This window comes from Elusimicrobiota bacterium, from assembly GCA_016706425.1.
Classification (GTDB): domain Bacteria; phylum Elusimicrobiota; class Elusimicrobia; order FEN-1173; family FEN-1173; genus JADJJR01.
In genome coordinates this window covers 2,099,015-2,124,547 of the sequence record JADJJR010000001.1, presented here as the reverse complement: position 1 = coordinate 2,124,547, position 25,533 = coordinate 2,099,015, and the positions used below count along the sequence as shown (strand labels likewise).

General features: G+C 65.3%; 26 protein-coding genes. 23 read left to right on the top strand and 3 right to left on the bottom strand.

Annotated features, from left to right (window positions below; genetic code table 11):
- The first annotated feature begins 7 nt into the window (after positions 1-7).
- The 13 genes from IPI56_08730 to IPI56_08670 all read left to right on the top strand — a co-directional run bounded on the left by IPI56_08730 (position 8) and on the right by IPI56_08670 (position 10,840).
- Complete coding sequence (locus tag IPI56_08730; GenBank protein MBK7545809.1) at positions 8-283, top strand: HU family DNA-binding protein; 276 nt, start codon at positions 8-10, stop codon at positions 281-283.
- Complete coding sequence (locus tag IPI56_08725) at positions 280-591, top strand: hypothetical protein (GenBank protein MBK7545808.1); 312 nt, start codon at positions 280-282, stop codon at positions 589-591. The genes IPI56_08730 and IPI56_08725 overlap by 4 nt, the downstream gene beginning before the upstream one ends.
- On the top strand, positions 588-1,775 hold the full coding sequence (locus IPI56_08720) for an aminotransferase class I/II-fold pyridoxal phosphate-dependent enzyme (protein MBK7545807.1): 1,188 nt from the start codon (positions 588-590) through the stop codon (positions 1,773-1,775). The genes IPI56_08725 and IPI56_08720 overlap by 4 nt, the downstream gene beginning before the upstream one ends.
- Positions 1,772-3,100 carry a homoserine dehydrogenase gene (locus IPI56_08715; GenBank protein MBK7545806.1) on the top strand — a complete coding sequence of 443 codons (1,329 nt, stop codon included), beginning with the start codon at positions 1,772-1,774 and terminating at the stop codon, positions 3,098-3,100. Before IPI56_08720 ends, IPI56_08715 begins: the two co-directional genes overlap by 4 nt.
- Complete coding sequence (locus tag IPI56_08710; protein ID MBK7545805.1) at positions 3,097-4,158, top strand: threonine synthase; 1,062 nt, start codon at positions 3,097-3,099, stop codon at positions 4,156-4,158. Before IPI56_08715 ends, IPI56_08710 begins: the two co-directional genes overlap by 4 nt.
- A 23-nt stretch (positions 4,159-4,181) precedes the next feature.
- Positions 4,182-4,520 (top strand): hypothetical protein, encoded by a 339-nt coding sequence (locus IPI56_08705; protein MBK7545804.1) that lies wholly within the window; start codon positions 4,182-4,184, stop codon positions 4,518-4,520.
- Positions 4,517-5,647 (top strand): branched-chain amino acid ABC transporter substrate-binding protein, encoded by a 1,131-nt coding sequence (locus IPI56_08700; protein MBK7545803.1) that lies wholly within the window; start codon positions 4,517-4,519, stop codon positions 5,645-5,647. Before IPI56_08705 ends, IPI56_08700 begins: the two co-directional genes overlap by 4 nt.
- Positions 5,628-6,146 carry a M23 family metallopeptidase gene (locus IPI56_08695; GenBank protein MBK7545802.1) on the top strand — a complete coding sequence of 173 codons (519 nt, stop codon included), beginning with the start codon at positions 5,628-5,630 and terminating at the stop codon, positions 6,144-6,146. The genes IPI56_08700 and IPI56_08695 overlap by 20 nt, the downstream gene beginning before the upstream one ends.
- Before the next feature lie 15 nt (positions 6,147-6,161).
- Positions 6,162-7,058: a branched-chain amino acid ABC transporter permease gene (locus IPI56_08690; GenBank protein ID MBK7545801.1), complete on the top strand. Its 897-nt coding sequence runs from the start codon at positions 6,162-6,164 to the stop codon at positions 7,056-7,058.
- The gene (locus tag IPI56_08685) at positions 7,039-8,031 is read left to right on the top strand and encodes a branched-chain amino acid ABC transporter permease (GenBank protein MBK7545800.1); all 993 of its coding nucleotides are present in this window, start codon (positions 7,039-7,041) and stop codon (positions 8,029-8,031) included. The genes IPI56_08690 and IPI56_08685 overlap by 20 nt, the downstream gene beginning before the upstream one ends.
- A gap of 1 nt (position 8,032) precedes the next feature.
- Entirely contained in the window at positions 8,033-8,803 is a 771-nt protein-coding gene (locus tag IPI56_08680; protein ID MBK7545799.1) for an ABC transporter ATP-binding protein, read from the top strand.
- Positions 8,796-9,506 carry an ABC transporter ATP-binding protein gene (locus IPI56_08675; GenBank protein ID MBK7545798.1) on the top strand — a complete coding sequence of 237 codons (711 nt, stop codon included), beginning with the start codon at positions 8,796-8,798 and terminating at the stop codon, positions 9,504-9,506. Before IPI56_08680 ends, IPI56_08675 begins: the two co-directional genes overlap by 8 nt.
- 80 nt (positions 9,507-9,586) lie before the next feature.
- Positions 9,587-10,840 carry a CinA family nicotinamide mononucleotide deamidase-related protein gene (locus IPI56_08670; protein ID MBK7545797.1) on the top strand — a complete coding sequence of 418 codons (1,254 nt, stop codon included), beginning with the start codon at positions 9,587-9,589 and terminating at the stop codon, positions 10,838-10,840.
- Here the strand turns inward: IPI56_08670 and IPI56_08665 are convergent.
- Positions 10,833-11,201 carry a helix-turn-helix transcriptional regulator gene (locus tag IPI56_08665; protein MBK7545796.1) on the bottom strand — a complete coding sequence of 123 codons (369 nt, stop codon included), beginning with the start codon at positions 11,199-11,201 and terminating at the stop codon, positions 10,833-10,835. The genes IPI56_08670 and IPI56_08665 overlap by 8 nt on opposite strands.
- Positions 11,202-11,231: 30 nt before the next feature.
- On the opposite strand from IPI56_08665, the gene rsmA reads away from it, so the two are divergent.
- Positions 11,232-12,089, top strand: a complete 858-nt coding sequence (gene rsmA, locus IPI56_08660) for a ribosomal RNA small subunit methyltransferase A (protein ID MBK7545795.1) — start codon at positions 11,232-11,234, stop codon at positions 12,087-12,089.
- Here the strand turns inward: rsmA and IPI56_08655 are convergent.
- Together IPI56_08655 and IPI56_08650 are read right to left on the bottom strand one after the other, a co-directional pair.
- Positions 11,991-13,157, bottom strand: coding sequence for an EAL domain-containing protein (locus IPI56_08655; GenBank protein ID MBK7545794.1), 1,167 nt, complete (start codon positions 13,155-13,157; stop codon positions 11,991-11,993). The two genes, rsmA and IPI56_08655, sit on opposite strands and share 99 nt — an antisense overlap.
- A 116-nt stretch (positions 13,158-13,273) precedes the next feature.
- Positions 13,274-14,392: a porin gene (locus IPI56_08650; GenBank protein MBK7545793.1), complete on the bottom strand. Its 1,119-nt coding sequence runs from the start codon at positions 14,390-14,392 to the stop codon at positions 13,274-13,276.
- Between the two features lie 413 nt (positions 14,393-14,805).
- Between IPI56_08650 and IPI56_08645 the strand changes: the two genes are divergently transcribed.
- From IPI56_08645 to ilvE, 9 genes are all read left to right on the top strand, one after another.
- Positions 14,806-16,953, top strand: a complete 2,148-nt coding sequence (locus IPI56_08645; GenBank protein MBK7545792.1) for a glutamine synthetase III — start codon at positions 14,806-14,808, stop codon at positions 16,951-16,953.
- A 69-nt stretch (positions 16,954-17,022) separates the two neighbouring features.
- A protein-coding gene (gene prfB, locus IPI56_08640) for a peptide chain release factor 2 (protein ID MBK7545791.1) occupies positions 17,023-18,169 on the top strand; the annotation gives its coding sequence in 2 pieces (ribosomal slippage) (positions 17,023-17,103 and positions 17,105-18,169; 1,146 coding nt in all).
- 57 nt (positions 18,170-18,226) lie between these two features.
- A complete protein-coding gene (locus IPI56_08635) occupies positions 18,227-18,661 on the top strand; it encodes a methyl-accepting chemotaxis protein (GenBank protein ID MBK7545790.1) in 435 nt (144 codons plus the stop codon).
- Between the two features lie 44 nt (positions 18,662-18,705).
- A complete protein-coding gene (locus tag IPI56_08630) occupies positions 18,706-19,083 on the top strand; it encodes a response regulator (protein ID MBK7545789.1) in 378 nt (125 codons plus the stop codon).
- A gap of 51 nt (positions 19,084-19,134) precedes the next feature.
- The gene (lysS, locus tag IPI56_08625; protein ID MBK7545788.1) at positions 19,135-20,598 is read left to right on the top strand and encodes a lysine--tRNA ligase; all 1,464 of its coding nucleotides are present in this window, start codon (positions 19,135-19,137) and stop codon (positions 20,596-20,598) included.
- A 4-nt stretch (positions 20,599-20,602) separates the two neighbouring features.
- The gene (locus IPI56_08620; protein ID MBK7545787.1) at positions 20,603-22,669 is read left to right on the top strand and encodes a glycosyltransferase; all 2,067 of its coding nucleotides are present in this window, start codon (positions 20,603-20,605) and stop codon (positions 22,667-22,669) included.
- A complete protein-coding gene (locus IPI56_08615) occupies positions 22,666-23,892 on the top strand; it encodes an ABC transporter permease (GenBank protein MBK7545786.1) in 1,227 nt (408 codons plus the stop codon). Before IPI56_08620 ends, IPI56_08615 begins: the two co-directional genes overlap by 4 nt.
- Entirely contained in the window at positions 23,889-24,566 is a 678-nt protein-coding gene (locus IPI56_08610; GenBank protein MBK7545785.1) for an ABC transporter ATP-binding protein, read from the top strand. Before IPI56_08615 ends, IPI56_08610 begins: the two co-directional genes overlap by 4 nt.
- Positions 24,487-25,518, top strand: coding sequence for a branched-chain-amino-acid transaminase (gene ilvE / locus IPI56_08605; protein ID MBK7545784.1), 1,032 nt, complete (start codon positions 24,487-24,489; stop codon positions 25,516-25,518). Before IPI56_08610 ends, ilvE begins: the two co-directional genes overlap by 80 nt.
- Positions 25,519-25,533: the final 15 nt, after the last annotated feature.

The following is a 25,533-nucleotide window of genomic DNA, read 5'->3' as shown; positions in this document are numbered from 1 at the left end:
TGGAACGATGAACAAAATGGAATTGGTTCAACGCGTGTCCCGCGGCGCCGGGGTGACGCGGTCGCAAACCGCGCGGGCCTTGAAAACCTTGGTGATCGCGATCCGCGACACCCTCCGCGACGGCGGAAAAATTTCCCTTTCGGGGTTGGGCACCTTCAAGGTTAAGGCGCGCAAAGCCCGCTGGGGCCGGAACCCCGTGACGGGCGCGCGGTTGGCCATTCCCGCCGGCCGGAAGATCTCTTTTCGTGCCAGCTTGTCCCTGCGGACGCTGGTGAAGGGATGACCGTCCCCGGTCGCCGGGTCGCCGTCCGGGGATTGGCCCATTTGGCCGCCGCCGTTTTTTGGGCCGGGGGCGGGGCGGCCTCGCTCAAAGGGTTGTGGGACGCTTTTTTCGGCGCGCCGGAGGCGCGGTTTTTTTCAGCGAAGCCCTGGGATTTCGTGACGCGGGAACAATGGTTTCGCTTCACCGGGTTGGAACTAACTTTCGGGTTGGCTTGCCTGGCGCTGGGAGCGGCGTGCCGGGTGTACGCCCGCCGATTGCCGATTTATCGGGACGTGCCGGACCATCGCGCTGTTCGAGGAAATCCATGATCAAATGCTCACAAAAGCTGGACCAGTTGCCGCCGTACATTTTCACGCGCATCAAGGCCTTGGCGGCCGAGGCGCACGCCCAACGGTTGGACGTCATTGATTTGGGCATGGGCAATCCCGACCTTCCGACGCCGCCCCACGTGGTCGACCGTTTGATCGATTCCGTCAAAAACCACCCCCGCACCCACCGGTACCCCCAGGCGAAAGGCATGCCCCGGTACCGCAAGGCCGTGACCGGGTACATGAAATCCCGGTTTGGGGTCGACTTGAACCCCGACGAAAACGTTTTGGCGCTCATCGGCTCCAAGGAGGGCATTGCCCATCTGTGCCAGGCCTACATGGACCCGGGCGACTACGCCTTGGTGCCGGTGCCCAGCTACCCGGTTCACTCGAACGGCGTTATTTTGGCGGGGGGGCAGATCCACTACATGCCCCTCACCCCGGAGAACAAATTCCTGCCGGACTACAGCCGTATTCCGGCCGAGGTTTTGAAAAAGGCCAAATTGATGTTCTTGAATTACCCGAACAACCCGACGGCGGCGGTGGTCGAGGACCCGGCCTTTTACCACGAAACCGTGGCCTTCGCCCAAAAGCACGGCATCCTGGTGGCCTACGACAACCCCTATTGCGAAATCACCTTCGACGGCTACGTGGCCCCGAGTTTCCTCTCCGTGCCGGGGGCGTCCGAGGTGGCGCTGGAGTTCCACAGTTTTTCCAAAACCTACAACATGGCGGGGTGGCGCGTCGGTTGGGCCTGCGGTTCGAAATCCCTGCTGGGGCCCCTGGAAAAATACAAAGCCTTCGTCGACTACGGCGTGCCCTCTTTCATGCAATTGGCGGCCGCCGCCGCGCTGGAGGGTCCCCAGGACTGCGTGAAGCACGTTGTGGAGACCTACCGCCGACGGCGGGATTATTTCGTGGGGGAATTGAACAAGATGGGCTGGGCCGTGCCGCTGCCCAAGGCGACCATGTACGTCTGGGCGCCCCTGCCCGAGCCCTGGAAGGCCCGGGGGTCCTTGGCGTTCGCCGAGGCGATGATCAAGGAAACCGGCGTGGTGGTGACCCCGGGGGTCGGGTTCGGTCCGGAAGCCGAAGGCTACGTCCGCATGGCTTTGGTCACCCACGACGACCGCTTTTACGACGCGGTCCTGCGCATCAAGAAATTCCTTCGGAAAACGGCGTGAGGCGCGGCGGCGTCAACATCGGCCTGGTCGGCCGGGGCGTGGTCGGCTCCGGCGTGCTGGACGTTTTCGAGAAGAACCTGCCCGTGCTGGAGGCCAAGGCCGGCACGCGTTTGCGCGTGGCCTGGGTCGCCAGCCGCCACCGGCGGAGCCTGCCCCTCATCGGGGGGGAACGGCCCCGTTTCACAACGAATTGGCGCGACGTCGTGGGCGACCCCGCGGTCGACATCGTCGTCGAACTCATCGGCGGCGAGGAGCCCGCGCGCACGCTCATCCTGTCGGCGCTCAAGTCCGGCAAGCACGTCACCACCGCCAACAAAGCGGTTTTGGCCACCCATTGGGAGGAGATCTTCACCGCCGCCCAGGCCGCGCGCGGCCTCGTTTATTTCGAAGCCGCCGTCGGTGGCGGCATTCCCGTCATCCAGGGCGTCAACGAGGGGCTGGCCGCCAACCGCATCGAGCGGATCTACGGCATTTTGAACGGCACCACCAACTACATCCTGACCCGCATGGCCGAGGAAGGCCTGAAATTCGCCGCCGCCCTCAAAGCCGCCCAGGCGGCGGGGTTCGCCGAAGCCGACCCGTCGGCCGACATCGACGGCATCGACGCCGCCCAAAAACTCGCCATTCTGGCGTCTCTGGCGACCACCGGTTGGGTGCGGGTGGCCGACGTGCGCCGCGAGGGTTTGGCGGGCCTCGACCAATGGGACATGAATTTCGCGCGGCGGCGCCTGGGCTTGGTGCCCAAGTTCCTCGGCATCGCCGACATCGAAGGGGACACGGTGTTCGCCCGGGTCCACCCCACCCTGATCCCGGAAACCCACCCCTTCGCGAACGTCCGCCACGAGTACAACGCCTTTTTCGTCCACGGCGACGCGGTGGGGGACGTCATGTTTTACGGCAAAGGCGCGGGGGCCTGGCCGACGGCGAGCGCCGTGGTGTCCGACATAATGTATTTGGCGCGGCAGGTGGCCGGGGGCATGGCCGGGCGCATGCCCTACGTGACCTACGACGCCCAGAAAAAATTGGAAATGGCCGACCCGGCGGGCCGTTCCTCCCGCCACTACCTGCGCTTCAGCGCCCAGGACCGCCCCGGGGTTTTGGCCAGTCTCACGCAACTTTTGAGTCGCCACGACATCTCCATCGCGTCCGTCCACCAGGAAAACGGCGTCGTGGCCGACTCCGACGTCATCAAGAAAGCCGTGCCCATCGTCATCGTGACCCACGCCGCCCCCGAAGGGGCCGTGGCCGGCGCGCTCAAAGAGTCGCGACGGGTGCGGGGCTTGGCCCGCCGCCCCGTGCACCTCCGCATCGATTCCCTCAAATGAAGCGGGCCGGTCTCATTGAGCGGTACCGCGCCTATTTGCCGGTCACGGACAAAACCCCCATCGTGTCCCTGGGGGAAGGCAGCACGCCGCTGATCGCCTCCTGCCGCGCCGCCGAGTGGGCCGGCGCGCCGGGCCTGCGGCTCTTTTTGAAGTGCGAAGGCATGAACCCCACCGGGTCCTTCAAGGACCGCGGGATGACGCTGGCGATCTCGAAGGCGCTCGAGGAAGGGTCCCGGGCCGTCATCACGGCGTCCACCGGAAACACCTCGGCGGCGGCCGCCGCCTACGCCGCCCGCGCGGGGTTGCGCTGCGTGGTGCTCATTCCCGACGGCGGCATCGCCCTCGGCAAACTGTCCCAGGCCGTCATGCACGGGGCCGGGGTGTTCGCCGTGCGGGGGAATTTCGACGACGCGCTCGCGGTGGTCCGCCGGGTGGGCGAAACCCAGCCCCTCACCATCGTCAATTCCATCAACCCGTACCGGATCGAGGGGCAAAAGACCGGCGCCTTTGAGATCATCGACGAACTGGGCGACGCCCCCGAATACCATTTCATTCCGGTGGGCAACGCCGGCAACATCACCGCCTACTGGAAGGGTTACGTCGAACACCACGGCCGGGACCCAAGCCGCCGTCGGCCAAAAATGATGGGGTGGCAGGCCGCGGGAGCCGCCCCGATCGTGAACGGCGCGCCGGTCAAGGACCCGAAGACCCTCGCCACGGCCATCAAGATCGGCAACCCCGCTTCCTGGAAAGGGGCGCTGGCCGCGCGGGACGAATCGGGCGGGCACATCGGGGCCGTGACCGACGAAGAGATTGTGGAGGCCTACCAGGCGCTCGCCCGCGACGGCGTGTTTTGCGAGCCGGCCAGCGCGGCGTCCCTGGCGGGGGTTCGCGCCTGGGCCCGGGCCAACCCCGATTTCGCCCGATCGACCGCCACCGTCGTGTGCGTGCTCACGGGCCACGGCCTCAAGGACCCGGACCGGGCCCTGGCCGTGACCCCACGGCCCAAGACCATCGACGCGTCCGTGGACGCCCTGATGCGGGAGCTTGCCCTCTGAACCGTTCCGCCGAAACCGTCGCGTTGGCGGCCTCGACCCTGCTGTGGGGGGCCGGGGCCGTCGCCCGGGCGGCGCGGGGCCTGCCCGCGGCGTGGACGACCTCCGCCGTGTTTTTGCCGACCGGTTTGCTCGTCCTGGCCTGGTTCAACCACCGGCTGCGCTCGCGGGCGCTGGCCTGGGCGATGTTTGCGCTGTCCCTCGCCCTGGCCATGATCGTTTTCGGCGCCTGGGCCCTCGCCCACCGCACGGCCCTCGGGGGGTCCCTCCTCAACGCCGGCGCCGCGACCCTCTTGTACCTCTGTTTGTCCGTCGCGGCGGCGATGCAACTGCGCGTCGCGCCCCCCCAGGAGAAACCGCTATGAAAAAAATTGCCGCTCTGTGCGCTTTGCCGTTCCTGTTGGCCGCCTGCGAAAAGGGGCCCCGCGCCGTGAAAATCGCCATGGCCTTGCCCCTGACGGGGGACGTGGCCACCCTCGGCCAAGGCATTCGACGGGCCGCGCTGCTCGCCATCGAAGAGGCCCGGACCGCCGGCCGACTGCCGGCGGTCGGCGTCGAGGTGCTTGAGTTCGACGACCGGTCGGACCCCAAGGAGGCGGTCAACGTCGCCAACCGCATCGTGTCCGACCCGTCGGTGGTGGCGATCATCGGCCACTTCAATTCGGGTTGCTCCATCCCGGCCTCCCGGGTGTACGCCCAGGCCGGCCTGCCCATGATGAACGCGGGCTCCTCGAACCCCGAACTCACCCGCCAGCAATTGTCGCCCCAATGGCGCTGGCCGCGGGTGGTGTTCCGCGCGAACACCACCGATGACGCCCAGGGCACTTTCGCCGGGGAATTGGTGTTTGGAAAGCTGAAGAAGAAAACCGCCCTGGTCGTCCACGACAAGACCGCCTACGGACAGGGCATCGCCGAGGAATTCCAAAAATCCTACACGGCGCTGGGCGGACGGGCGCTCGCCTTCGACGGGATCCAGCCCGGGGACAAGGATTTCAAGGCCCTGTTGACGCGTCTCAAAGGCTTGAAACCGGAAGCGATCTTTTACGGCGGCACCTTCACCGAGGGGGCCCTGCTCCTGCGCCAGGCCCGGGAACTCGGTTTCGCCTGCCCCTTCGTGACCGGGGAAAACAGTTACGACCCCGATTTCATCGCCATCGCGGGCCCCGGCGGCGAAGGGGCCTACGTGACTTACTTGGGCCGTCCCGCCGATCTCCTGCCCAGCGCCAAGATTTTTGTTGAAAAATTCCAGGCGCGCTACCCCGGGGAACCGATCCGGGCCTACGACCATTACGGTTACGAGATCGCGAACATTTTGATCGCCGCCCTGGAGAAAGTCGGTCCCGATCGGGGAAAAATCATCGGGGCGCTTCAGGGCCTGACGTACGAGGGGGTGTTGGGCACCACGACCTTCGATGAAAAAGGCGACACGCTGAACAAAACCATCAGCGTGTTCGTGGTCCGAAAAGGGCAGTTTGTCCCGGCGGATTTTTAGTCGCTCCGGGCGGCTCCTCGCCGCCTTCCTTTGGTCGGGGTGCCTGGCGCCCGCCCCCCCCCGGCGTCCGTCCGCGGCGCCCCCGCCCGCCCCCGCCCTGTACGGTTGGCCCTTATTCAAACCCCGAATTCTTTCGCCCTACGGACCCCGGGGTCGCCGTTTCCACGTGGGCCTTGATTTGATTCAGACCCGGGGCGGCGGCGACCCCATTTTGGCCTCCCGGGACGGCGTGGTGGAGGAGGCCCGGGTTCGGCGCGGCTACGGAAAAACAGTGTTGCTCCGGCACCCGGACGGTTGGTTCACGCGGTACGCCCACGGGCGAAAATTAAATGTGCGCGAAGGCCAGCGGGTCGCCCGCGGTGACGTCCTCGGATGGGTCGGCCGCACGGGTCGGGCCACCACGGCCCATCTCCATTTTGAAATCTTGAAACCCAACCGCAAAACCGTCGATCCCAAGCCCCGGCTCTTCCCGGCGACGTCCGCCCCGCCAAAAAGTTAAAATTCCCGTCGCCCCATGACTCTCGCGTTGCTTCTGGAACAACTCCTGAACGGCCTCACCCTGGGGGGCATTTACGCCCTGCTGGCCTTGGGCTACACCCTGGTTTACGGGGTGCTGCGCATGATCAATTTCGCCCATTCGGAATTGTTCATGGGGGGCGCGGTCGTCGGGTGGGCGGTGTTGAGCGTGTTTCCCGGGCACGGTTGGATCGCGGTGGTCCTCACGTTCGCCGTCGCCATGGCGGCGGTGGGGCTCTTCGCGGTGCTCCTGGACCGGGTGGCCTACGCGCCTCTGCGCCGGGCGCCGCGCCTCATGCCGCTCATTTCCGCCATCGGGGCGTCCCTGGTTCTGCAAAACGCCGTTTTCCTCTGGCGCGACAACCAACTGCCCTTCCCGGCGTTGGTCTCCGTCCGGCCCCACGCCCTCGGGCCGGTGTCGGTCACGGGGCTCCAGGTTTTCATCATCGCCACGAGCGTCGCCCTCATGGGGTTGTTGACCCTGTTCATCCAAAAAACCCGTCTTGGCAAGGCCCTGCGGGCCGTTTCCCAGGACGCGCCCACGGCGGAGCTCATGGGCATTCCCGTCGATCGGCTGATCGCGCTCACGTTTTTCATCGGAGGGGCCCTCGGCGCGGCGGCCGGGGTGCTCAACGGTCTCTATTACGGTTCGGTCAAATACAACATGGGTTTCGTGCCCGGCGTCAAAGCCTTCACCGCGGCGGTGCTCGGCGGCATCGGCAACGTGCCGGGGGCGATGTTGGGGGGATTTTTGTTGGGCCTCTTTGAGGCTCTCGGCGTGGCCTTCCTGCCCGAACCCGCCTGGAAGGACGTTTTTGCCTTTGGGTTGTTGATCGGGGTCTTGATCTTCCGCCCGTCCGGGCTCCTGGGGGAACATGTCACAGAGAAAGTCTAAACTCCTCGCCCTCGGCGTCGGCCTCGCCGTCTTGACGGCGCTGCCTCTCTTGATTCAAAACACGTCCTGGGGGTTTGTGATCCGCATCCTGGGCGTCATGGGGCTCACCGGGCTGCTGGCCCTGGGGGTCAACATGGTTCTGGGGTACGTGGGCCTTTTGGATTTGGGGTTCATGGCGTTTTACGCCATCGGGGCCTACACGACGGCGCTCCTGACCCTGCGCGGGTGGAGCTTTTGGGTCTGTCTGCCCGTGAGCGTCGCCCTGGCCATGGGGGTGCGGGCCCTCTTGGGTTGGCCCGTGCTGCGCCTGCGCGATGATTATTTGGCCATCGTCACCCTGGGTTTCGGGGAAATCGCCCGCATCACCTTGAACAATTGGGACGGGTTGACCAACGGCCCCAAGGGGCTGAGTCTTATGTCTTCGGCACTCGTGCCTCCCCTTCGTTTTTTCGGGATGACGCTTTTTTCCAACACCCACTTTTACTATTTGATCCTCGCCTTTTTCGCCCTGGGGCTTCTGGTTTCCTGGCGGTTGGACCGCTCCCGCATCGGCCGCGCCTGGATCGCCCTGCGGGAGGACGAGCTCGCCGCCCAGGCCATGGGGATCAACGGCCCCAAATTAAAAAACCTCGCGTTCACGCTGTCGGCGGCCTACGCGGGCGTGGCCGGGGCCATATTCGCGCGGTGGGAAAATTTCATCACGCCGGAGTCCTTCACCTTTTGGGAATCGGCCCTCCTGGTCGCCACGGTGGTCCTGGGCGGGCGGGGATCGCTGCTGGGCGTTTCCCTCGGCGTGGTCTTGATCGTGGGGCTGCCCGAAATCCTGCGCTCGGACCTTTTCCGTTGGGCCGGGGGCATCCAAGCCGTGAACGCCCGCTATTTGATCTTCGGCGCGATTCTCATCGTGGCGGCGATTTTTCGGCCCCAGGGGTTGTGGCCCCGCCCCGCCGATCGCGTTCCGCGCGGAAAATAACATGCGCCTCTTGGCCGTGCGGGGGCTCACGAAACGGTTCGGCGGATTGACCGCCCTGGAGAACGTCGATCTCACGGTGGACGCCGGGGAGATCGTGAGCGTCATCGGGCCCAACGGCGCTGGCAAGACGACCTTTTTCAACCTGTTGACCGGTTTTTACAAGCCCGACGGCGGTCGCGTGGAGTTTTCCGGCGAGCGCATCGACGACCTGCCCGCCCACCGCATCGTCAAGCGCGGCTTGGCCCGCACCTTCCAAAACATCCGCCTTTTCCCGCGCATGACGGCCTTGGAAAATGTGATGGTCGGCCGCCACTGCCGGACCCGCTCGGAGCTATGGCCGGCGCTCTTCCGCACCCGGGCGTTTTACCGCGAGGAACGGGAGATCCGACGCACCGCCGAAGAGCGGTTGCGCGCCGTGGGCCTCGAGGGCCAGGCCCACACCCCCGCCCAGCACCTGTCCTACGGCGATCAGCGCCGTCTCGAAATCGCCCGCGCTTTGGCCACGGAACCCCGCTTGCTTCTTCTGGATGAGCCCAACGCCGGCATGAACCCCCGCGAAAGCCTCACCCTCATGGAGACCATTCGCGGACTGCGTCGGGAGGGCGTGACGATCCTCCTCATCGAGCACGCCATGCGGGTCGTCATGGGCGTGTCGGACCGGGTGGCCGTCTTGGATTACGGGAAGAAAATCGCCGAGGGCAAACCGGCCGAGGTGCGGGCCGACCCCCGCGTCATCGAGGCCTATTTGGGGGCGGGGCGGTCCGATGCTTAGCGTGTCCGGGCTGCGGGTCTCCTACGGCCGCAAAGCCGAAGCGCTGCACGGCGTCGATTTTACCGTGGGACCCGGGGAGATCGTTTGCCTGATCGGCGCCAACGGCGCCGGCAAAAGCACCCTGCTCAAAACTCTCTCGGGGCTGTTGCGGCCCGACGCCGGGACGGTGACCTTCGCGGGCGAACGGTTGGACGGCCGAGCCGGGCACCTCATCGCGGCCCGCGGGCTGGTTCAGGTGCCCGAAGGGCGCCGCATTTTTCCGCGCCTGACGGTTTTGGAAAATTTGGAAATGGGCGCCTTCCTCCGCCGGGACCCCGCCGAGCGACGGACATCCCTCGAGCGGGTCACGGCGTTGTTCCCGGTGTTGGGCCAACGCCTCGGCCAGGCGGGCGGCACCCTCTCGGGCGGCGAACAACAAATGCTCGCCATCGGGCGCGCCCTCATGGCGCGGCCGCGCCTCTTGATGCTGGACGAGCCCTCCATGGGCCTGGCGCCGCTGGTCGTGGACAAAATATTTTCCATCCTGCGGGACATCCACCGGGAGGGCACCCCCCTCCTTCTCGTGGAACAAAACGCCAACGAGGCCCTGCGGTTGGCCCACCGGGGGTATGTGATTGAAACCGGGCGGCTGACCCACGCGGGGGCGGCCGCCGATCTTCGGCGGGACCCAACGGTAAGAAACGCCTATTTGGGGGTGGCGTGAGGGGAACACCGGCGTCGCCCCCGGCGGGGGGAAGGTGGGGAAAAATCAAAACCGGCGCGAAGGGGACAAAGGGGACGAACGTGCTTTCCCGGGGCGGCGGTCCCCGGATCGAATTGATCTGCGTGGGGTCGGAACTCCTCATGGGCAAACTCAACACGCACGGGGCCTATCTGTCGACCGTGTTGGAGGAAGCGGGAACGCCGCTGGCCCGAGAAACCACCGTGGCCGACGACCCGGCCGATATGGCCGAAGTTTTTGCCGCCGCCTGGCGGCGGTCGGACGTGGTGTTGTGCGCGGGCGGGCTGGGCCCCACCTTCGATGACGTGACCCGCGACGTCTGGGCGCGGGTGCTGCGGCGGCGGCTGCGGTTCCGCCCCGAACTCCTAAAAACCATCCGCGCGCGCTTTCGCCGACGGGGGATCCCCATGCCCCCGGCAAACCGCCGGCAGGCTTACCTGTTGTCCGGCGCGCGGCCGCTCGCCAACGAGGTCGGCACCGCCCCCGGGCAACGACTCGACGCCGGGGAAAAAACGCTCTTCCTTTTTCCGGGCCCGGGGTCCGAATTGAAACCCATGGTGGCGCGGGATCTTGCGCCTTTCCTGTCGGGGCGCGGCGCGCCCGCGCGTCGCACCCGGGTGTGGCGCCTGATCGGCCGCCCGGAGAGCGCCGTCGACCAACGCCTGCGGGCTCTGTTCGAAGGGCCGGGGGTCGCCGGCACGACCTGGGGCATCCTGGCCCACGACGGCGTGGTGGACGTGAAAATCACAGCGGTCGGGGCGACCGCGACGGGGGTGGAAAAGTCGCTCGCGTTTTGGGACGGGGTTTTGCGGCGGGAGTTCGGACCGGACCTGTTCAGCGAAGGCGCCCAAAGTTTGGCCGGGGCGTTGGTGTCTCTCCTGGCCGAGCGCGGGGAGACCCTGGCCCTGGCGGAATCCTGCACCGGCGGGCTCGCGGCGAAACAATTGACGGACGTGCCGGGCAGTTCCCGCGTGTTTTGGGGGGGCGTGGTGGCCTACGACAACAGGGCCAAGATGAAAATTTTGGGGGTCCCGGCGACGCTTTTAAAGCGATCCGGCGCCGTGTCCGCGGCGGTCGCGCGCGCCATGGCCGACGGATTGCGCCGACGGGCGGCCGTCGACCACGCGCTCTCCGTCACGGGGCTGGCGGGGCCGTCGGGGGGCACCAAGCGAAAACCCGTGGGACTCGTGCACGCGGCCTGGGCCACCCGGGACCACGTGCGCCATTGGAAAAAAAAGTTTATCGGGACTCGAACGGAAATCCGGGAGCGGGCCGCGCGGTGGGTGTTGGACGCCCTGCGGCGGGGGCTTATTTAGGGCGGACGGCGTAGCGCGCGCGCCAGCGCAGGACTTCCCGAACCAGGCCGGCGGCCAGGTCGACGGATTGGGGGTCCTTGCGGCGCAGAAGGCGGAGCAATTTGCCTTCTTTCGCGTCGTCGGTCGTCGGGGCTTTCTTGAAAGAGGGGGTGTTGATCAGGTCGCCGATGGGCACGCCCAGGCCTCCCGCCACGCGGTGCAGGGTGGTGAGGGTGGGGTTGCGTTCGCCGCGCTCGAGCCCGCCGATGTAGGTCCAATGCAACCCGCAGCGGCTCGCCATGTCTTCCTGGGTCAACCCTTTGCGTTTGCGCAGGGCGCGGATGCGCGCGCCCATTTCTTTTTTTACGTTGATCGTCGTCATGGTAAGACTATAAATATAGTATACAAAAGTATGAGATCGAAATGGGGCCAAAATTTTTTGGTGAGTCCGGGCGTCTGCCGACGCATCGTGGACGCGTTGAACCCCGATCCCGCCGCCCGCGTGTTCGAAGTCGGCCCGGGAAAGGGCGCCTTGACGGAGCACCTGTTGCCGCGGGTCGGGGACCTGACGGTCGTCGAATTGGACACCCACCTGGCGGACACCTTGAAAGCCCGCTGGGGCTACCACGCCCATTTCCATGTGGCGAACCGGGATTTTTTGGAATGGGATTTCCCGTCGAATTCCATCGGGCCGGTCCAATTCATCGGGAACCTGCCCTATTCGGCGGCGGCCGCCATCGTCCAAAAAGTGTTGACCTGGGACGGCTGGGACCGGGCCGTGTTTATGGTGCAAAAAGAGGTGGCCGAGCGCATGATCGCCGCCCCGGGCGGAAAAAACTGGGGCCTGTTGGCTCTGTCGGTGCAGTCCCGGGCGCGGGGGCGCGTGTTGTTCCATGTCCCGGCGGGGGCCTTTCGGCCCGCGCCCCGCGTCGTTTCGACGGTGGTCGAGTTGACCCGGTCCGTTCCGGCCCCGGTGGCGCGGAGGGAGCCCTTTTTTCGGGTGGCGCGGGCGGCCTTCGGGCAGCGGCGAAAAAATTTGTTGAACAGTTTGTCCCACGGGTTGGGGGCCGACAAGCCGGCCATCGCCGCGGTCCTCGCGGCGGCGGGGTTGTCGCCGACCCAGCGCCCCGAGACCGTGGATTTGGAGGGGTTTAAGAGATTAACGGACCTTCTAATCCCAGGGGACGTCCATGCAGAGAATGTGGTTGTTGTTCCCCGCGTCGCGGAAAACCCCGGAGAGGGTGACACAGGGGTTTCCCGAGGCCAGTGAGACATAGGGGTCCGTCCGAAAGCGGTTCATGAAACCGTCCATCAGCAAATAAACGTATTCCTTCATGGAGTGATCCGCCCCCGGCCGGGCCGGGTGGAACAGGGCGCTCCGTTTGAACGCGACCCCGGGCCGGACATGGGTCTCCGAAACCTGGGCGCCGGCGGGGTTGACCGCGAACAAGCATTCCACCGCCGGACTTTCCCGGATCACCCGTTCCAAAATCGCGTCGAATTCCTCCGGCCGCGCGCCGCCCAGGGCCCGCAAACCGGCCGAGAGCAGGCCCTCGGTTTCGCGCGCGCGCCGTTGCGCGGTTTTGGATTTATCCACGGACGTCGTTTTGTGGCGGGCCGCCAGGGCCTCGATGCGTCCGGCGATTTCCCCGGGCTCCTCCCCAAAAAACGGCCCCTGCAGCATGTCCACGCCGATGTCCAGAGCGGCGAGGGCTTGGTCCTCGGTCACAACCCCTTCGGCCACGATCAGAGCCCCGATTTTTCGGGACAGGGCGGCCAGGGACTTGACGATTTCCCGGGCGACGAAGGTTTTGTCGAGGTCGGCGCCCAAGCCCGCGCTCACCTTGATCATGTCGGGGCGCGTGAGGGTCAGACGCTTCAAATTGGAATGGCCTTCGCCCAGCTCCCGCAGGGCGATTAAAAATCCCTGGGCCCGGTAGCGCGCCACGAAATCCTTCAATGCGGCCGCGTCCTCCACTTTTGATTCCCGAATGGCGAGGACGATGTGGGACGGGTCGAGGGACATCTCGGCAACGAGCTGGCCGACGTGGCCGGACCCCGCCACCCCCTGGTCCAGCACCGAGGTTTCAAAGCCCAACAACAACAAACCCGGCGCGCCCGCCGCCTTGAAGGCGTTCAGGGACTCCCGGCGGAACCAGCGGTCGAAGCCGACGGTTTCCCCGGCGCGGGCGATCTCCAGACGGACGGCGTCGGCGCGGAAACCCTCGGGACCCCGCAGTCGGGCCTCGTGCCCCACCGAGGCCTTCTGTTTGATGGACACCAGGGGCTTAAGGACAACGCGGAGACCGCGTTCCTGAATGAACGTATCGAGATTCATGGGGTCATTGTGCCAAACGCGAGCCCCCCAATAAAGCGCCCCGGGGTCGGGGGACACCCGGGGCGCTGGGTTCATCGGACGGGGCGGCCGCCCGATAAAACCGAGGGGTATCGCGTTTAGAACGCGAAGAGGACCTGGGCGCCCAGGGTGCTCTGCACGTCGTCGGCCGCGCCGTCGGCGTCCGTGAAGACCTTGTCGGAGGATTGGTCTTGACGGAATTCCAAACGGTAGGTGACGTCCTTCATTTTGTACTGCAGGGTCGCCGTGTACGAATTCAACGACTGGTGGGGCGTTCCGGGGGTGAGGAGGCGGGAGCCCTCGTCGTCGAAGTTCTCGTAGCGGAGCGTGCCCGACAGGGTGTCCGAGAACAGGTAGTTGGCGTAGAGCGCCACGCCGGCCCAGTTGGCCGTGGTGTCGTCCGAGGCCGTGGGTTCAAAGGCCGCGCCTTCTTCGACGCCCCAATCGGCGTTGGCCAACAACGTCAACTTGTCGGTCGGGGTGTATTTCACGATGGCGTCCACGAGGCCGCGGCTGAATTTCTCCGTGCTGCCCGTGCCCGGGGTCGTGAACTCCGGCGAAGCGACTTCGGGTCCGTAGGCGCCGCCCACGATGACGCTGATTTTCGGCAGGGTGTTGATGGCGGCCTGGGCCAAGAAGGTTTTGCCCTTGTTGTTGTCCGCGCTCACGTCCCAGCCGTTCACCACGCCGGCGGTCACGTTGTACTTGCCGTCCATAAAGCCCTTGTCGAGCTTGGCCCCCGTGTGCACGAGGGGGATGGCGTTGGTGAAGAGCAGGCCCCGGGAGATGTTGTAGTTGTCCTTGGCCTCGATGACTTCGGCGCCGAACGGCGTGACGAATTTGCCCGCGGTGATCGTGCCCTTGGTGATCGGGCAGGTGAAGGTGAGGAACGCCTGTTGCAGGTTGATCTGGTCGTTTCCCGAGCCGTCGAAGAAGCTGACCACGCCGGCGTCGTTGCCGTAACCGACGTCGACCCGGTAGCCCACGTCCGAGGCGGTCTTGCCGGTCACCACCATTTCGGCGTACTGCAGGTTGATGCTGTTGGCGTTGGCGTCAAAGGCCCGGTACGCGCTCGCGTCGAGGCCGTTGAAGTTGTAGCTGTACCCCAGGTCCACGCTGCCGGAGATCGTGGGGCCTTCGGCCCGGGCGGCGCCCAGACCCAAAGCCGCGATCGCGAGGGACAGCGCGGTCCGGTTGATGCGGTTGTTGCGTTTCATGTGACTTCCTCCTGTCGTTCGGGGCCGTTCAAAACTTCCCCCGTGTTGTCCGCCTTGGCGGAAATTAAAAAAGGCGTTCGCCGCGATCCCTCGCGCGCGAACGCCTTCGTTCGTCAAAGAAAAAATCCTCCCGCTCGTCGTGAGAGGGAGGACGTCGATGTCCAAAAACAGAGCGCGGCCGGAGCCGCTGCACAACGTTGTGTTGCGGGCATGGTACAAAACCGGCGGCAGGGGTGTCAACGGGTTTTTTTCGGTATGAAGCGGCCGGGCTTTTTTTTTGTATAATCCACGCGTTGCTCCTTCCTCGGCCGACAACGACGTCCGCCGAAAAACCCGCCGATGACGCGGGAGGCCGTACCAACGGCGGCGCGAGCCGCCCTTCCAAATTCTATCGCAAGTGCGAGGTCATATATATGTCCAAGAAATCCTCTGTTTCCTGCTGCGGCGAGGCGTGCGCCACGGACGTCAATTTGGCGGAAGTTTTCGGGGCGAACGTTTTTTCCGACCGTGTGATGAAGAAGGTTTTGCCCAAACCGGTGTACGCCGCCCTTCAAAAGGTCATGGCGGGGGAGGCCGAGCTGACGTTGGCCACCGCCAACGTGGTCGCCCAGACCATGAAAGATTGGGCCCTGGAGCACGGCGCCACCCACTACACCCATTGGTTCCAACCGTTGACCGGCAAGACCGCCGAAAAGCACGACAGTTTCCTCGAGCCCCAGCCCGACGGGTCCGCCATCGCGGAGTTCTCCGGCAAGCAGCTCATCAAAGGCGAGCCGGACGCGTCGAGCTTCCCGTCCGGCGGCATCCGCGCGACCTTTGAAGCGCGCGGTTACACCGCTTGGGACACCACCTCGCCGGCCTTCTTGAAGGAAGACGCCGCCGGCAACGTGACCCTCACGATCCCCACGGCCTTCGTCAGCTACACCGGCGAGGCCCTGGACAAGAAGACCCCGCTCCTGCGTTCCATGGAAGCCCTGTCCCGCCAGGCCATCCGCGTCCTGCGCGCCCTGGGCAATAAAAAGTCGAAGCGCGTGGTCTCCACGGTGGGCCCCGAGCAGGAATACTTCCTGATCGACAAATCCTACTTCGACCGCCGCACCGACCTGCAGCTCGCCGGACGCACGCTCTTCGGCGCCGCCGCCCCCAAGGGGCAGGAGCTGGAGGATCAATACTTCGGCGCGATCAAGGACCGCATCTCCAAGTTCATGAAAGAATTGGACATTGAGTTGTGGAAAATGGGGATCAGCTCCAAAACCAAGCACAACGAAGTGGCCCCGGCCCAATACGAGATGGCGCCCATCTTCACCCTCTCCAACATCGCCGCCGACCACAACCAGTTGGTGATGGAAACCATGCAAAAAGTGGCCCTGCGCAACGGCCTCGTGTGCCTGCTCTACGAAAAGCCCTTCGCCGGCGTCAACGGCTCGGGCAAGCACAACAACTGGTCGATGGCCACCGACGACGGCCAGAACCTGTTGGAGCCCGGCCACACGCCCCACGACAACGAACAATTCATGACGTTCCTGGCCGCCGTCTTGACGGCGGTGGACCGCCACGCGGACAAGCTCCGGGCCGGCGCCGCCAACCCCGGCAACGACCTGCGCCTCGGCGCCAACGAAGCGCCGCCGGCGATCATCTCGATCTTCATGGGCGAGCAGCTCACGGTGATCCTCGACAATATCGCCAAAGGCAAGAAATCCGAATCGAAAGGCCAGCAATTCCTGACCATCGGCGCGGACGCCCTGCCCAAACTGCCGCTCGACAACACCGACCGCAACCGGACCTCGCCCTTCGCCTTCACGGGCAACAAGTTCGAGTTCCGCATGGTGCCCTCGTCGATGTCCATCGCGGACGCGAACACGATCATCAACACCATCGTGGCCGAGGCCCTGGACGAAATCGCCGACCGCTTGGAAAAAGCCAAGGACCTGGACAAGGAAGTCAACGCCGTCGTCCGCGAAGCCGCCCAGAAGCACAGCCGGGTGATCTTCAACGGGAACGGGTACTCCGAGGACTGGGTCACCGAGGCCGCCAAGCGCGGATTGCCCAACATCAAGTCCACGATCGAAGCCCTGAAGGCGCTCGCCAACGACAACGCGGTCGCGTTGTTTGAAAAATACAAGGTGCTCTCCGGCCGGGAACTCCACTCCCGCTACGAAATCGGCCTGGAACAATACGCCAAGCACATCAACATCGAAGCGCGTTGCGCCATCGCCATGACCAAGAACGAATACATCCCGGCGGTCATCGAGTTCACCCGGTTCCTGGCGGAAACCATCAACCAGGTGAAAACCGCGGGCGGGGAAGCCAAGGTGCAAAGCGCCCTGCTGGGCGACGTAAGCGGCTTGTTGGCCTCGGCTTCCAAGAAGCTGGCGGCGCTCGAGTCCGCCCTGGACCGCGCCAACGGCGCCGAGGACCTGGAGACCAAGGCCGCGGCTTTCCGCGACAGCGTCTTCTCGGCCCAGGTGGAATTGCGCAAGGACATCGACGCGTTGGAGGCCATTCTCCCCCGCGACCTGTGGCCGGTGCCGACCTACGCCGAGATGTTGTTCAACTTCTGATTCGAACGTACCGCGAAGGCCGCGCCGGCGACCCCGGCGCGGCCTTCGTTTTTGTTATCATCCCACCCGATGGACACCGTCAGTCCCACCGATCTCGCCGACCGATTGGCCCGCGCCCAAGCCGCTTTGGAGCGGCTGGGGAGGTTTCTTTGACGTCCCCGGAAAGCGCGTTCAATTGGCGGGGCTGGAGGGGCAATCGGGGGGGGCGGAGTTTTGGAACGACAACCAGCGCGCCCAGCGTGTCCTGAAAGACACGGCCGCCCTCAAAACCACCCTTCAAAAATACGACGAGTTGAACCGCCAGTGCGGCGACGCCGAGGCCCTGTTGGAGTTGTGCCGGGAAGGCGGCGGGGAGGCCGAGTGGGCCGAGCTCGCCCAGTCCCTGGCCCGTTTGGACGGCGGCATTGAAGAGCGCCTTTTTCGCGCCAAATTGTCCGACCGCATGGACGGAAAAAACGCCTTCGTCACGCTGCACGCCGGCGCGGGGGGCACGGAATCCTGCGATTGGGCGGAGATGCTGTTCCGCATGTACACCCGTTGGGCGGAAAAGAACGGGTTCACGGTCACCGTCGCCAGCCTGGCGCCGGGGGACGGGGCCGGGCTCAAACGGGCGGAATTTTTGGTGGAGGGGGAATTCGCCTTCGGCCATTTAAAATCCGAGACGGGGGTCCACCGGTTGGTGCGGGTCTCCCCCTTCGACGCCAACGCCCGGCGGCACACCTCCTTCGCGGCGTGCGACGTCATCCCGGAGATCGACGACGATGTGCCGATCGACATCAAGGAGGTCGACCTTAAAGTCGACACCTACCGGTCCGGCGGCGCGGGGGGGCAGCACGTCAACAAAACCGAGTCGGCCGTGCGCATCACCCACATGCCCACGGGTGTGGTGGTCGCTTCGCAAAACGAGCGCAGCCAACACAAGAACCGGGCCATGGCGCTCAAGCTGTTGAAAGCCAAACTTTACGATTTGGAAATGGAAAAACAGCGGGCCGCCGCCGAACGGCACCACGACGACAAGGGCGACATCGCCTGGGGCAACCAGATCCGTTCGTACGTTTTCATGCCCTACCAAATGGTCAAAGATTTGCGCAGCGGCCACGAAACCAGCCAGATCCAGTCGGTGATGGACGGGGATTTGAACCCCTTCATCCACGCCTATTTGGAGTGGAAATTGTCGGGGGCCCCCCCTCGGCGTTCCGCTATTGATAATTCGTGAAACAGCCCCTATAATGGGGGGACCGCGGGCGACATCCGCCCCCCGGAGGAGGACGACATGACCAGCCCGACGCCGAACTACAAGGCGATGCGCCGGAATTACCTCATCAACCGCCGTTTGCAGATCAAATACGCCGTCATGATCGGCGCCGTTTTGGCGCTCGTTTTGGTCCTCATGGAAGCCCACACCTTTTTGATCCTTCGTTCGGCGGAGGCGGAATTCGCCAACCCGGCCTTGATCGAGCCGTTGAGATCTTTGCAGATGTGGATGCTGGCCAGCGGTTTGATCTACATGATCGTCATCCCGATCCTGTCGATCTTCATTTCGCACAAGATCGCCGGCCCCCTCTACCGCTTCGAAAAAACCCTGCGCGAGGCGCTGGACTCCTCGGGGCCCCTGCGGCCGATCCAACTTCGGGACGGCGACGAACTGCAGGGCTTGGCGGAGTTGATCAACAAGATGTTCGAGCGGTTGAACCAACAGCGCAAGTAGGCGCCCGAACCCGGGCGCACCGGCCGGGAGGCCGCCGCGAAACCATGGCGAAGATTTTGGTTGTGGACGACGAGCGGGAGACCGCTCAGCTGGTGGCCATCATCCTCGAAAAAGAGGGCCACCAGGTGGTGCAGGCGCACAGCGGCCCCGAGGCCCTGGACGTCCTGCACCGTGCCCTGACGCCGGATCTCATCCTCAGCGACGTCACCATGCCCGACATGGACGGTTACACCTTCGTTTCCCAATTGCAGGCCGAAGAGGGGACGCGGGACATTCCCGTCGTGATGCTCACCGGCCGCGACGGCATGAAGGAGACGTTTCAGCTTTTCACCAATGTGCTTGATTTCATTTCCAAACCCTTCGACGCGAAGGAACTCCGCACCCGCGTGCAATCGGCGCTGGTCCAGCGCCCCCCGCGTTAACCCGTTTCCGTGACCGCCCCCGAAACGCCGCACATCGCCCTGGACGATTTGATGGCCCAACGCCGCGCCAAGCTGGCGGCGGCGCGCGCGCGCGGCGAAAACCCCTTTCCCACGCGTTTCGACGACGGGCAACGCGCGGCCGATGTCCTGGCCCGCCACGCCGATCTGCCCGCCGCCGGCCACGGCACGGAGAGCGTCGCTTTCGCGGGGCGGCTCATGACCCGCCGGGACATGGGCAAAACCATTTTCGCCCACTTGCAGGATCTGTCGGGGCGCCTCCAAATTTATTTGAAAAAAGACGAACTGGGGGACGCTTTCGCCGCTTTTCAGGACACCGTGGATCTGGGCGACCACGTGGGGGCGACGGGGTTCGCCTTCCGCACCCGCACGGGGGAAATCACCTTGCACGTGAAGTCGTGGCGCCTTCTGTCCAAAGCGCTGCGGCCCCCGCCCGAAAAATTCCACGGCGTCACGGATGTCGAGATTCGCTACCGGCGCCGCGAGGTGGATTTGTTCTCCAACGAGGAGTCCCGCGCCCGGTTTTTGGCGCGTCAAAAAATCGTCGCCTCTTTGCGGGCCACGCTGACGGACCGGCGATTCCTTGAGGTGGAAACGCCGATCCTTCAAGCCGTTCCCGGCGGGGCGGCGGCGCGGCCTTTCACGACGCACCACAACGCCCTCGACGCCCGGCTTTACATGCGCATCGCCCCCGAACTTTTCTTGAAGCGGCTCCTGGTCGGCGGCCTCGAACGGGTCTTTGAAATCGGCCGGGCCTTCCGCAACGAAGGGATCGACACCCGCCACAACCCGGAATTCACGATCCTCGAGGCCTATCAGGCCTACACGGACATGGGGGGCATGATGGACTTGGCCGAGGTCCTCCTGCGCAACGCCGGCCGTTCCGTGAAAAAGGACGGCGAGCCGTTGTCGTTTTCCTACCGGGGGCGTTCCGTCGACCTCGCCGCGCCCTTCGCCCGGGTGTCCCTGCCCGATCAATTTAAAGCGTTGGGACTGGACTACGGCGACCTCTGCCGCCGCAACGGGTTCCGCGAAGCGGCCCGGAATCTGGGATTGGACGTGGAGGGCCTGCCCGACGCCAAATGTTTCGACGCGATCCTGGACGAACGGGTTCTGCCCCATCTGCCTTCGGCGGCGTTCCTGTTCGGGTACCCGGCCCTCTTCTCACCCCTGGCGAAGGCGTCGCCCGACACCCCGGACGTCGCCGAGCGGTTTGAGCTGTTCCTGTGCGGCGAGGAGGTGGCCAACGCCTATTCCGAGCAGAACGACCCCGACGTCCAGCGGCGGCATTTCGAAGCCCAGGCCAAGCAACGCCTGTCCGGCGACGAAGAGGCCATGCCCGCCGACGAGGAATTTGTGATCGCCCTCGAGCACGGCATGCCGCCGGCGGGGGGGCTCGGCATCGGGGTGGACCGGCTTACGATGATCCTCACCGGCACGGACTCCATCCGCGACGTCATCCTCTTTCCCCTTTTGCGCGCCACCCCGGAAGGTTGACCCTTTGCCCCGGTTCTCGGTGGCCATGGTCGCGGACGATTTTCTCCCGGCCGGCACCGGGGTCGGCGTTCACGTTCAAAAAGTGGCGCGGGAACTCGCCGCCCGCGGTCACCGCGTGGTGGTGATCACCAGCCGTCGAAGAAATCAGCCTTTTCAAGAGGACTGGAACGGCGTGGCGGTCGAGCGGGTTTTTTCCCTTCCCCTTTTCGGTTTTTACCAGGCCCTCCCGGCCGCGTCGACCCTGCGCCGCATTTTCCTCAAGCACAGCGTCGGTCTTGTCCATTTCCATTACCTCGGCCAGATGATGCTGCGCGGTCTGGCCCTCGCCCGGGGCATGGGCCTTCCCACCGTTTACACCGCCCACATGTCGGTGGATCATTTGACCCAGCCCGCGCCCCTGCGGCCCTTCCGTTCCTGGCTGCTTCAGCGCATCGTGCGCACCCACGACCGGTTCGACGACGTGATCTGTGTTTCCTCGGAGCACGCGGAACAGGTGCGCCGTTTCGCCACGAACGCCCGGGTGCATTTTATTTCCAATCCCGTGGCTTTTCGCGGGGACGAGGCCGCGCCCCCGCGCGAGGCGGGTTTCACGGTTTTTTACGCCGGGCGGTTGAATCCCGAAAAGAACGTGGGCCTTCTGCTTCGGGCGTTTGCGGCGTTGCCCGGGGGCGGGCCGTCGGACCGGTTGTGGATCGCGGGCCAGGGGTCGATGGAAAAAGAGTGGCGGGCCCTGGCGCGGTCCCTCGGCGTGGCCCCGCGGGTGAAATTTCTCGGCCACGTGCCGCACGAGCGCCTGGCCGATCTCTACGCCGCGTGCGATGTGTTTGTCCTGCCCTCCCTGGTGGAAACCCAGGGCCTGGTGGCCCTGGAAGCGATGCGCTTTAAAAAGCCCGTGATCGTGACCGACCGCATCATCTCGGCGCGGGACCTGGTCGACGACGCGAAAACCGGGTACATCGTTCCGGCCGACGACCCCGGCGGCCTCGCCGAGCGGTTGGCCCGGCTGCGCGGGGATCCCGCGCTCCGGGAGCGGTTGGGCGCGGGCGGGTATGAGAAATCGGCCCCGCACACGGCGGCGGCCGTGGCGGCGGCGTTGGAAGGGGTGTACGCCCGTTTCGCCGACGACCCCGCGGCGCCCACTTTTCGGGAGACGGCCCCGCGGCTCGACACGCGCCGGCGTTGCGCCTATTGCCAGATCGGGACGGTGGACCGGGCGGGGGACCGCGCGGCGGCGTCCTCGGATTTTCGCCGGTTCAGCGAGGAGTTTTTCGCCGTTTGGAAGTGCGCCGTCTGTCGGTCGATCCACTCCCTCCCCAAAATTTCCCTGGACGAGTTTTACAAAGCCTCCCCGTTTCCCCGACGCCGACTGAACCGCTGGAACCGAAAAGCGTTCGAAGGATTTCGCCGATGGTTGGCCGGGCGCGGCGTCGGCCCCTGGAGCCGAATCCTGTTTTACGGAGTGAACGCGGACCTGTTCCGCTCTTTTTTCGGGGAAAAAGGGTTTCTCCATTTCGCCGCGGCCGACGGGACGCGGGGGGAGCCCCTCCCGGGGGCCGACGGGGACCTCCTGGATTGCCTGATCGTTTTGGACGAGTTGGAGCGGCTGGAAGAGCCGCGTCGAATTTTTGAGTTCGCCCGGCGGCGTTTGCGCGCCGGGGGACTGTTGGTGGTGCACACCCAGGACGCGGACCGCCTGCGCCTGGGGACCGTCCCGGCGCACGCCCTGCACCAACCTTTCCGATTGCACATTCCTTCGTGGACGGCCCTGCGGGCCCTCGGCGAAGCGCTCGGATTTCGGGTCCGGTCGGTGGAACGGCGTCATTACCTGGACACCCGGGTTCCCTTCGTCAACTTTCGCGCCTTCAGCGATTTGGCTTTCTTTCGTGACGGGTCCTTGGATTCGGCGTTTGACTTTCGCCCCCGGGACGTACTAAAGAAATGGTGGCGCTGGCCTCGCTTTTTGTGGTTGGGGATCGCCGGTGGTTTCTGGCGGGACCGGTCCAATCTCATGGCCGTCTTTGAAAAAAAGGTCGACCCCGCCGCGGGCGGGGGACCGGAGGGGAACGTGTGACATTCGAAACGTTTTTGGCGTTGCGGTATCTCAAAGGGGCCCGGCGGGACCTGGGCGGCTCCCTCACGTCGGTGATCGCCGTGGCCAGCGTGGCCGTGGGCGTGGCGGCCCTCGTCGTGACGCTCGCCGTGATGACCGGCGCGCGGGAGGACATCCGCGCCAAAATCCTCGGCGCCCAACCCCATCTTTTGGTCCAACCCATCGGGGAAGCGGGACTGCCCGCCGTGGATTACAGCGACCGTTTCGCGGGGGTTAAGGACGTGAAGGCCTGGGCCCCCTACGTTCTGGGGCAGGCTTTGGCCCGGAGCGGTCGGGGCGCCCAGGGCGTGGTGGTCAAAGGCGTCGACCCCGATCGGGAGCCCGGCGTCACCGGCTTGGACGGTCGCTTGCGCGCCGGCCGGTGGGACGATTTGCGTCGCGCCGACAAAGACCCCGCCGTTTTTCTCGGCAAGGAACTGGCGCAAAACCTCGGGGTTCTCCAGGGGGACCGGCTCGTGATGGCGGTGTCCCTGGCGGACACCGGAGCCTTCGGGGGGGTTCCCGCTTTCCACGCGTTCGTGGTCGCGGGCGTGGTTGAAACCGGTCTTTACGATTACGACAATTCGCTCGCCGTGGTGTCCCTGGCGGCCGCGCAGCGCCTGTTCCGTTTGGGCGACCGCGTCTCGGGCCTGGGGATTCGGTTGCGCGACGCCGACGAATTCGCGGCGCCGGCGGCGGTCCTCCAGGAGCGGTTCGCGTCGATGGGTTTGGTCCGTTCCTGGTTGGGGCTCAACAAGCCGCTGTTCGCCGCTCTTCGGCTGGAAAAAATCGTCATGTTCCTGATCCTCACCCTCATCACCCTCGTCGCGGCGTTCACGATTCTTTCGAACTTGCTGTTGGTGACGGCCCAGCGCACCCGGGAAATCGGCATTTTGCGCGCCATGGGGGCGACCCGGGCGTCGATCCGTCGAATTTTCCTCCGCAAAGGGCTCATCATGGGCGGCCTGGGCACGGGCCTGGGGTTGAGCTTGGGGTTGGGCATCGCGTTGCTCCTGAAGCGTTACCAATTCATCAAGCTTCCCGCGGACATTTACTATATCGAAAAACTGCCGGCCCGGATCGTCCCTCTGGATGTGGGCCTGGTGGCCCTGGCGGCCTTGGCCATCGTCCTTTTGGCGACGCTCTACCCGTCGCGGGCGGCGTCGCGGCTCGATGCCCTGGACGCGATTCGGCGGATCGGATGAACCTCGTCTTGAAGGCCGAAGGCTTGGTGAAACGGTTTGGCCCGCTCGAGGCCCTGCGGGGCGTTTCCTTCGAAATCCGCGCGGGGGAAAGCGTTTGCGTCTGGGGACCTTCCGGCGCGGGAAAGTCGACCCTGTTGCATCTGGCCGGGCTGATGGCCGCGCCCACCGCCGGAACGTTGACTTTGTTTGGGGACGCGGTGTCGACCTTGGACGACGACGCCCGGGCCCGCCTCCGCAACGAGCGGATCGGTTTCCTGTTCCAGTTCCACCACCTGCTGCCCGACCTCTCGCTTCTCGAAAATGTTATGATGCCCCTCTTGATTCGTCGTCGGTCCCGCCCCGAAGCCGAGGCGCGGGCCCGCGCGCTCTTGGTGCGATTGGGCCTCTCCGCGCGGGCGCACCACCGCCCCGCGGAAGCGTCCGGCGGCGAACAACAGCGGGCCGCCCTGGCCCGCGCCCTGGCGGGCGAACCGGGGTTGGTTCTGGCGGACGAGCCCACGGGGAATCTGGACCGGGGCGTCGGGCGCGAAGTGGAAGCGATGTTGCGCGAGGAAGTGAAAGCCCGGGGCGCGGCCCTGGTTGTCGTCACCCACGATGAAGGCTTGGCGGCGCAGGCGGACCGCCGACTGGTCTTGGTGGACGGTCTTCTGGTTGAGGAAAGCGCGGGCGGTTGATCGGCAAAATTCTTTTGGAGGCGTTGGCGTGACCCTTTCTCCTTTACCGTCGGTGAGCGGCCCCCTGCCCGGTTCCGGGTCCTTGCACATTTACCTTAACGGGCGGTTGGTCCCCAAAGAACAGGCCGTGGTGTCGGTGTTCGACCACGGGCTCCTTTACGGGGACGGTGTGTTTGAGGGCATCCGCGCCTACAACGGCCGGGTGTTTCGACTCAAGGAACATCTGGAACGCCTCTTCCGGTCCGCCCGGGCCATCGTGCTCGAGGTCGGCATGACCTTGCCCGAGATGCAGGAGGCCGTCCTGCAAACCCTGCGGGCGAACAAACTGAAAGACGCTTACATCCGTCTCGTGGTCACCCGCGGCGTGGGGGATTTGGGTCTCGACCCCAAAAAATGCCCCCACGCGACGGTGTTCGTGATCGCCGACAAAATCGCCTTGTACCCCGAGGAGTGCTACACCCACGGGCTCGAGGTGAACACGGTGTCAACCCGGCGGACCCCCAGCCAGGCGCTCAGCCCGAATATCAAATCGCTCAATTACCTCAACAACATCATGGCCAAAATCGAGGCGGGCCTGTCGGGGGTGCGCGAAGCCATTATGCTCTCGACCGAGGGCTATGTCGCGGAATGCACGGGCGACAACCTTTTCTATTTTAAAAACGGCCGTTTGATCACCCCGCCGACGGCCGCCGGCGCCCTGGAGGGCATCACCCGCGCGGTCGTCATGGATTTGGCGGCCGCGGCGGGCATCGCCGTCGAGGAGCGCTTCTTCACGCCCTTTGATCTGCACACCGCGGACGAGGTTTTTCTCACGGGGACCGCCGCCGAAGTGGTGCCCGTCGTCAAAATCGACGCCCGCACCATCGGCGACGGCCGACCCGGCGAGCGGACCCGCCGCCTCATCGCGGCGTTCCGCGATTTAACCCAGCGGGACGGGGTGGCGATCGGCTGAAGTCGATTCGGCGGG

What these genes read in the sequence shown, in the direction of transcription:
- IPI56_08730 (MBK7545809.1), top strand. Translation starts at nt 8, where the DNA reads ATGAACAAAATGGAATTGGTTCAACGCGTGTCCCGCGGCGCCGGGGTG.
- IPI56_08725 (MBK7545808.1), top strand. Translation starts at nt 280, where the DNA reads ATGACCGTCCCCGGTCGCCGGGTCGCCGTCCGGGGATTGGCCCATTTG.
- IPI56_08720 (MBK7545807.1), top strand. Translation starts at nt 588, where the DNA reads ATGATCAAATGCTCACAAAAGCTGGACCAGTTGCCGCCGTACATTTTC.
- IPI56_08710 (MBK7545805.1), top strand. Translation starts at nt 3,097, where the DNA reads ATGAAGCGGGCCGGTCTCATTGAGCGGTACCGCGCCTATTTGCCGGTC.
- IPI56_08700 (MBK7545803.1), top strand. Translation starts at nt 4,517, where the DNA reads ATGAAAAAAATTGCCGCTCTGTGCGCTTTGCCGTTCCTGTTGGCCGCC.
- IPI56_08690 (MBK7545801.1), top strand. Translation starts at nt 6,162, where the DNA reads ATGACTCTCGCGTTGCTTCTGGAACAACTCCTGAACGGCCTCACCCTG.
- IPI56_08685 (MBK7545800.1), top strand. Translation starts at nt 7,039, where the DNA reads ATGTCACAGAGAAAGTCTAAACTCCTCGCCCTCGGCGTCGGCCTCGCC.
- IPI56_08680 (MBK7545799.1), top strand. Translation starts at nt 8,033, where the DNA reads ATGCGCCTCTTGGCCGTGCGGGGGCTCACGAAACGGTTCGGCGGATTG.
- IPI56_08675 (MBK7545798.1), top strand. Translation starts at nt 8,796, where the DNA reads ATGCTTAGCGTGTCCGGGCTGCGGGTCTCCTACGGCCGCAAAGCCGAA.
- IPI56_08665 (MBK7545796.1), bottom strand. Translation starts at nt 11,201, where the DNA reads ATGACGACGATCAACGTAAAAAAAGAAATGGGCGCGCGCATCCGCGCC.
- rsmA (MBK7545795.1), top strand. Translation starts at nt 11,232, where the DNA reads ATGAGATCGAAATGGGGCCAAAATTTTTTGGTGAGTCCGGGCGTCTGC.
- IPI56_08655 (MBK7545794.1), bottom strand. Translation starts at nt 13,157, where the DNA reads ATGAATCTCGATACGTTCATTCAGGAACGCGGTCTCCGCGTTGTCCTT.
- IPI56_08650 (MBK7545793.1), bottom strand. Translation starts at nt 14,392, where the DNA reads ATGAAACGCAACAACCGCATCAACCGGACCGCGCTGTCCCTCGCGATC.
- IPI56_08645 (MBK7545792.1), top strand. Translation starts at nt 14,806, where the DNA reads ATGTCCAAGAAATCCTCTGTTTCCTGCTGCGGCGAGGCGTGCGCCACG.
- IPI56_08635 (MBK7545790.1), top strand. Translation starts at nt 18,227, where the DNA reads ATGACCAGCCCGACGCCGAACTACAAGGCGATGCGCCGGAATTACCTC.
- IPI56_08630 (MBK7545789.1), top strand. Translation starts at nt 18,706, where the DNA reads ATGGCGAAGATTTTGGTTGTGGACGACGAGCGGGAGACCGCTCAGCTG.
- lysS (MBK7545788.1), top strand. Translation starts at nt 19,135, where the DNA reads ATGGCCCAACGCCGCGCCAAGCTGGCGGCGGCGCGCGCGCGCGGCGAA.
- IPI56_08610 (MBK7545785.1), top strand. Translation starts at nt 23,889, where the DNA reads ATGAACCTCGTCTTGAAGGCCGAAGGCTTGGTGAAACGGTTTGGCCCG.
- ilvE (MBK7545784.1), top strand. Translation starts at nt 24,487, where the DNA reads ATGAAGGCTTGGCGGCGCAGGCGGACCGCCGACTGGTCTTGGTGGACG.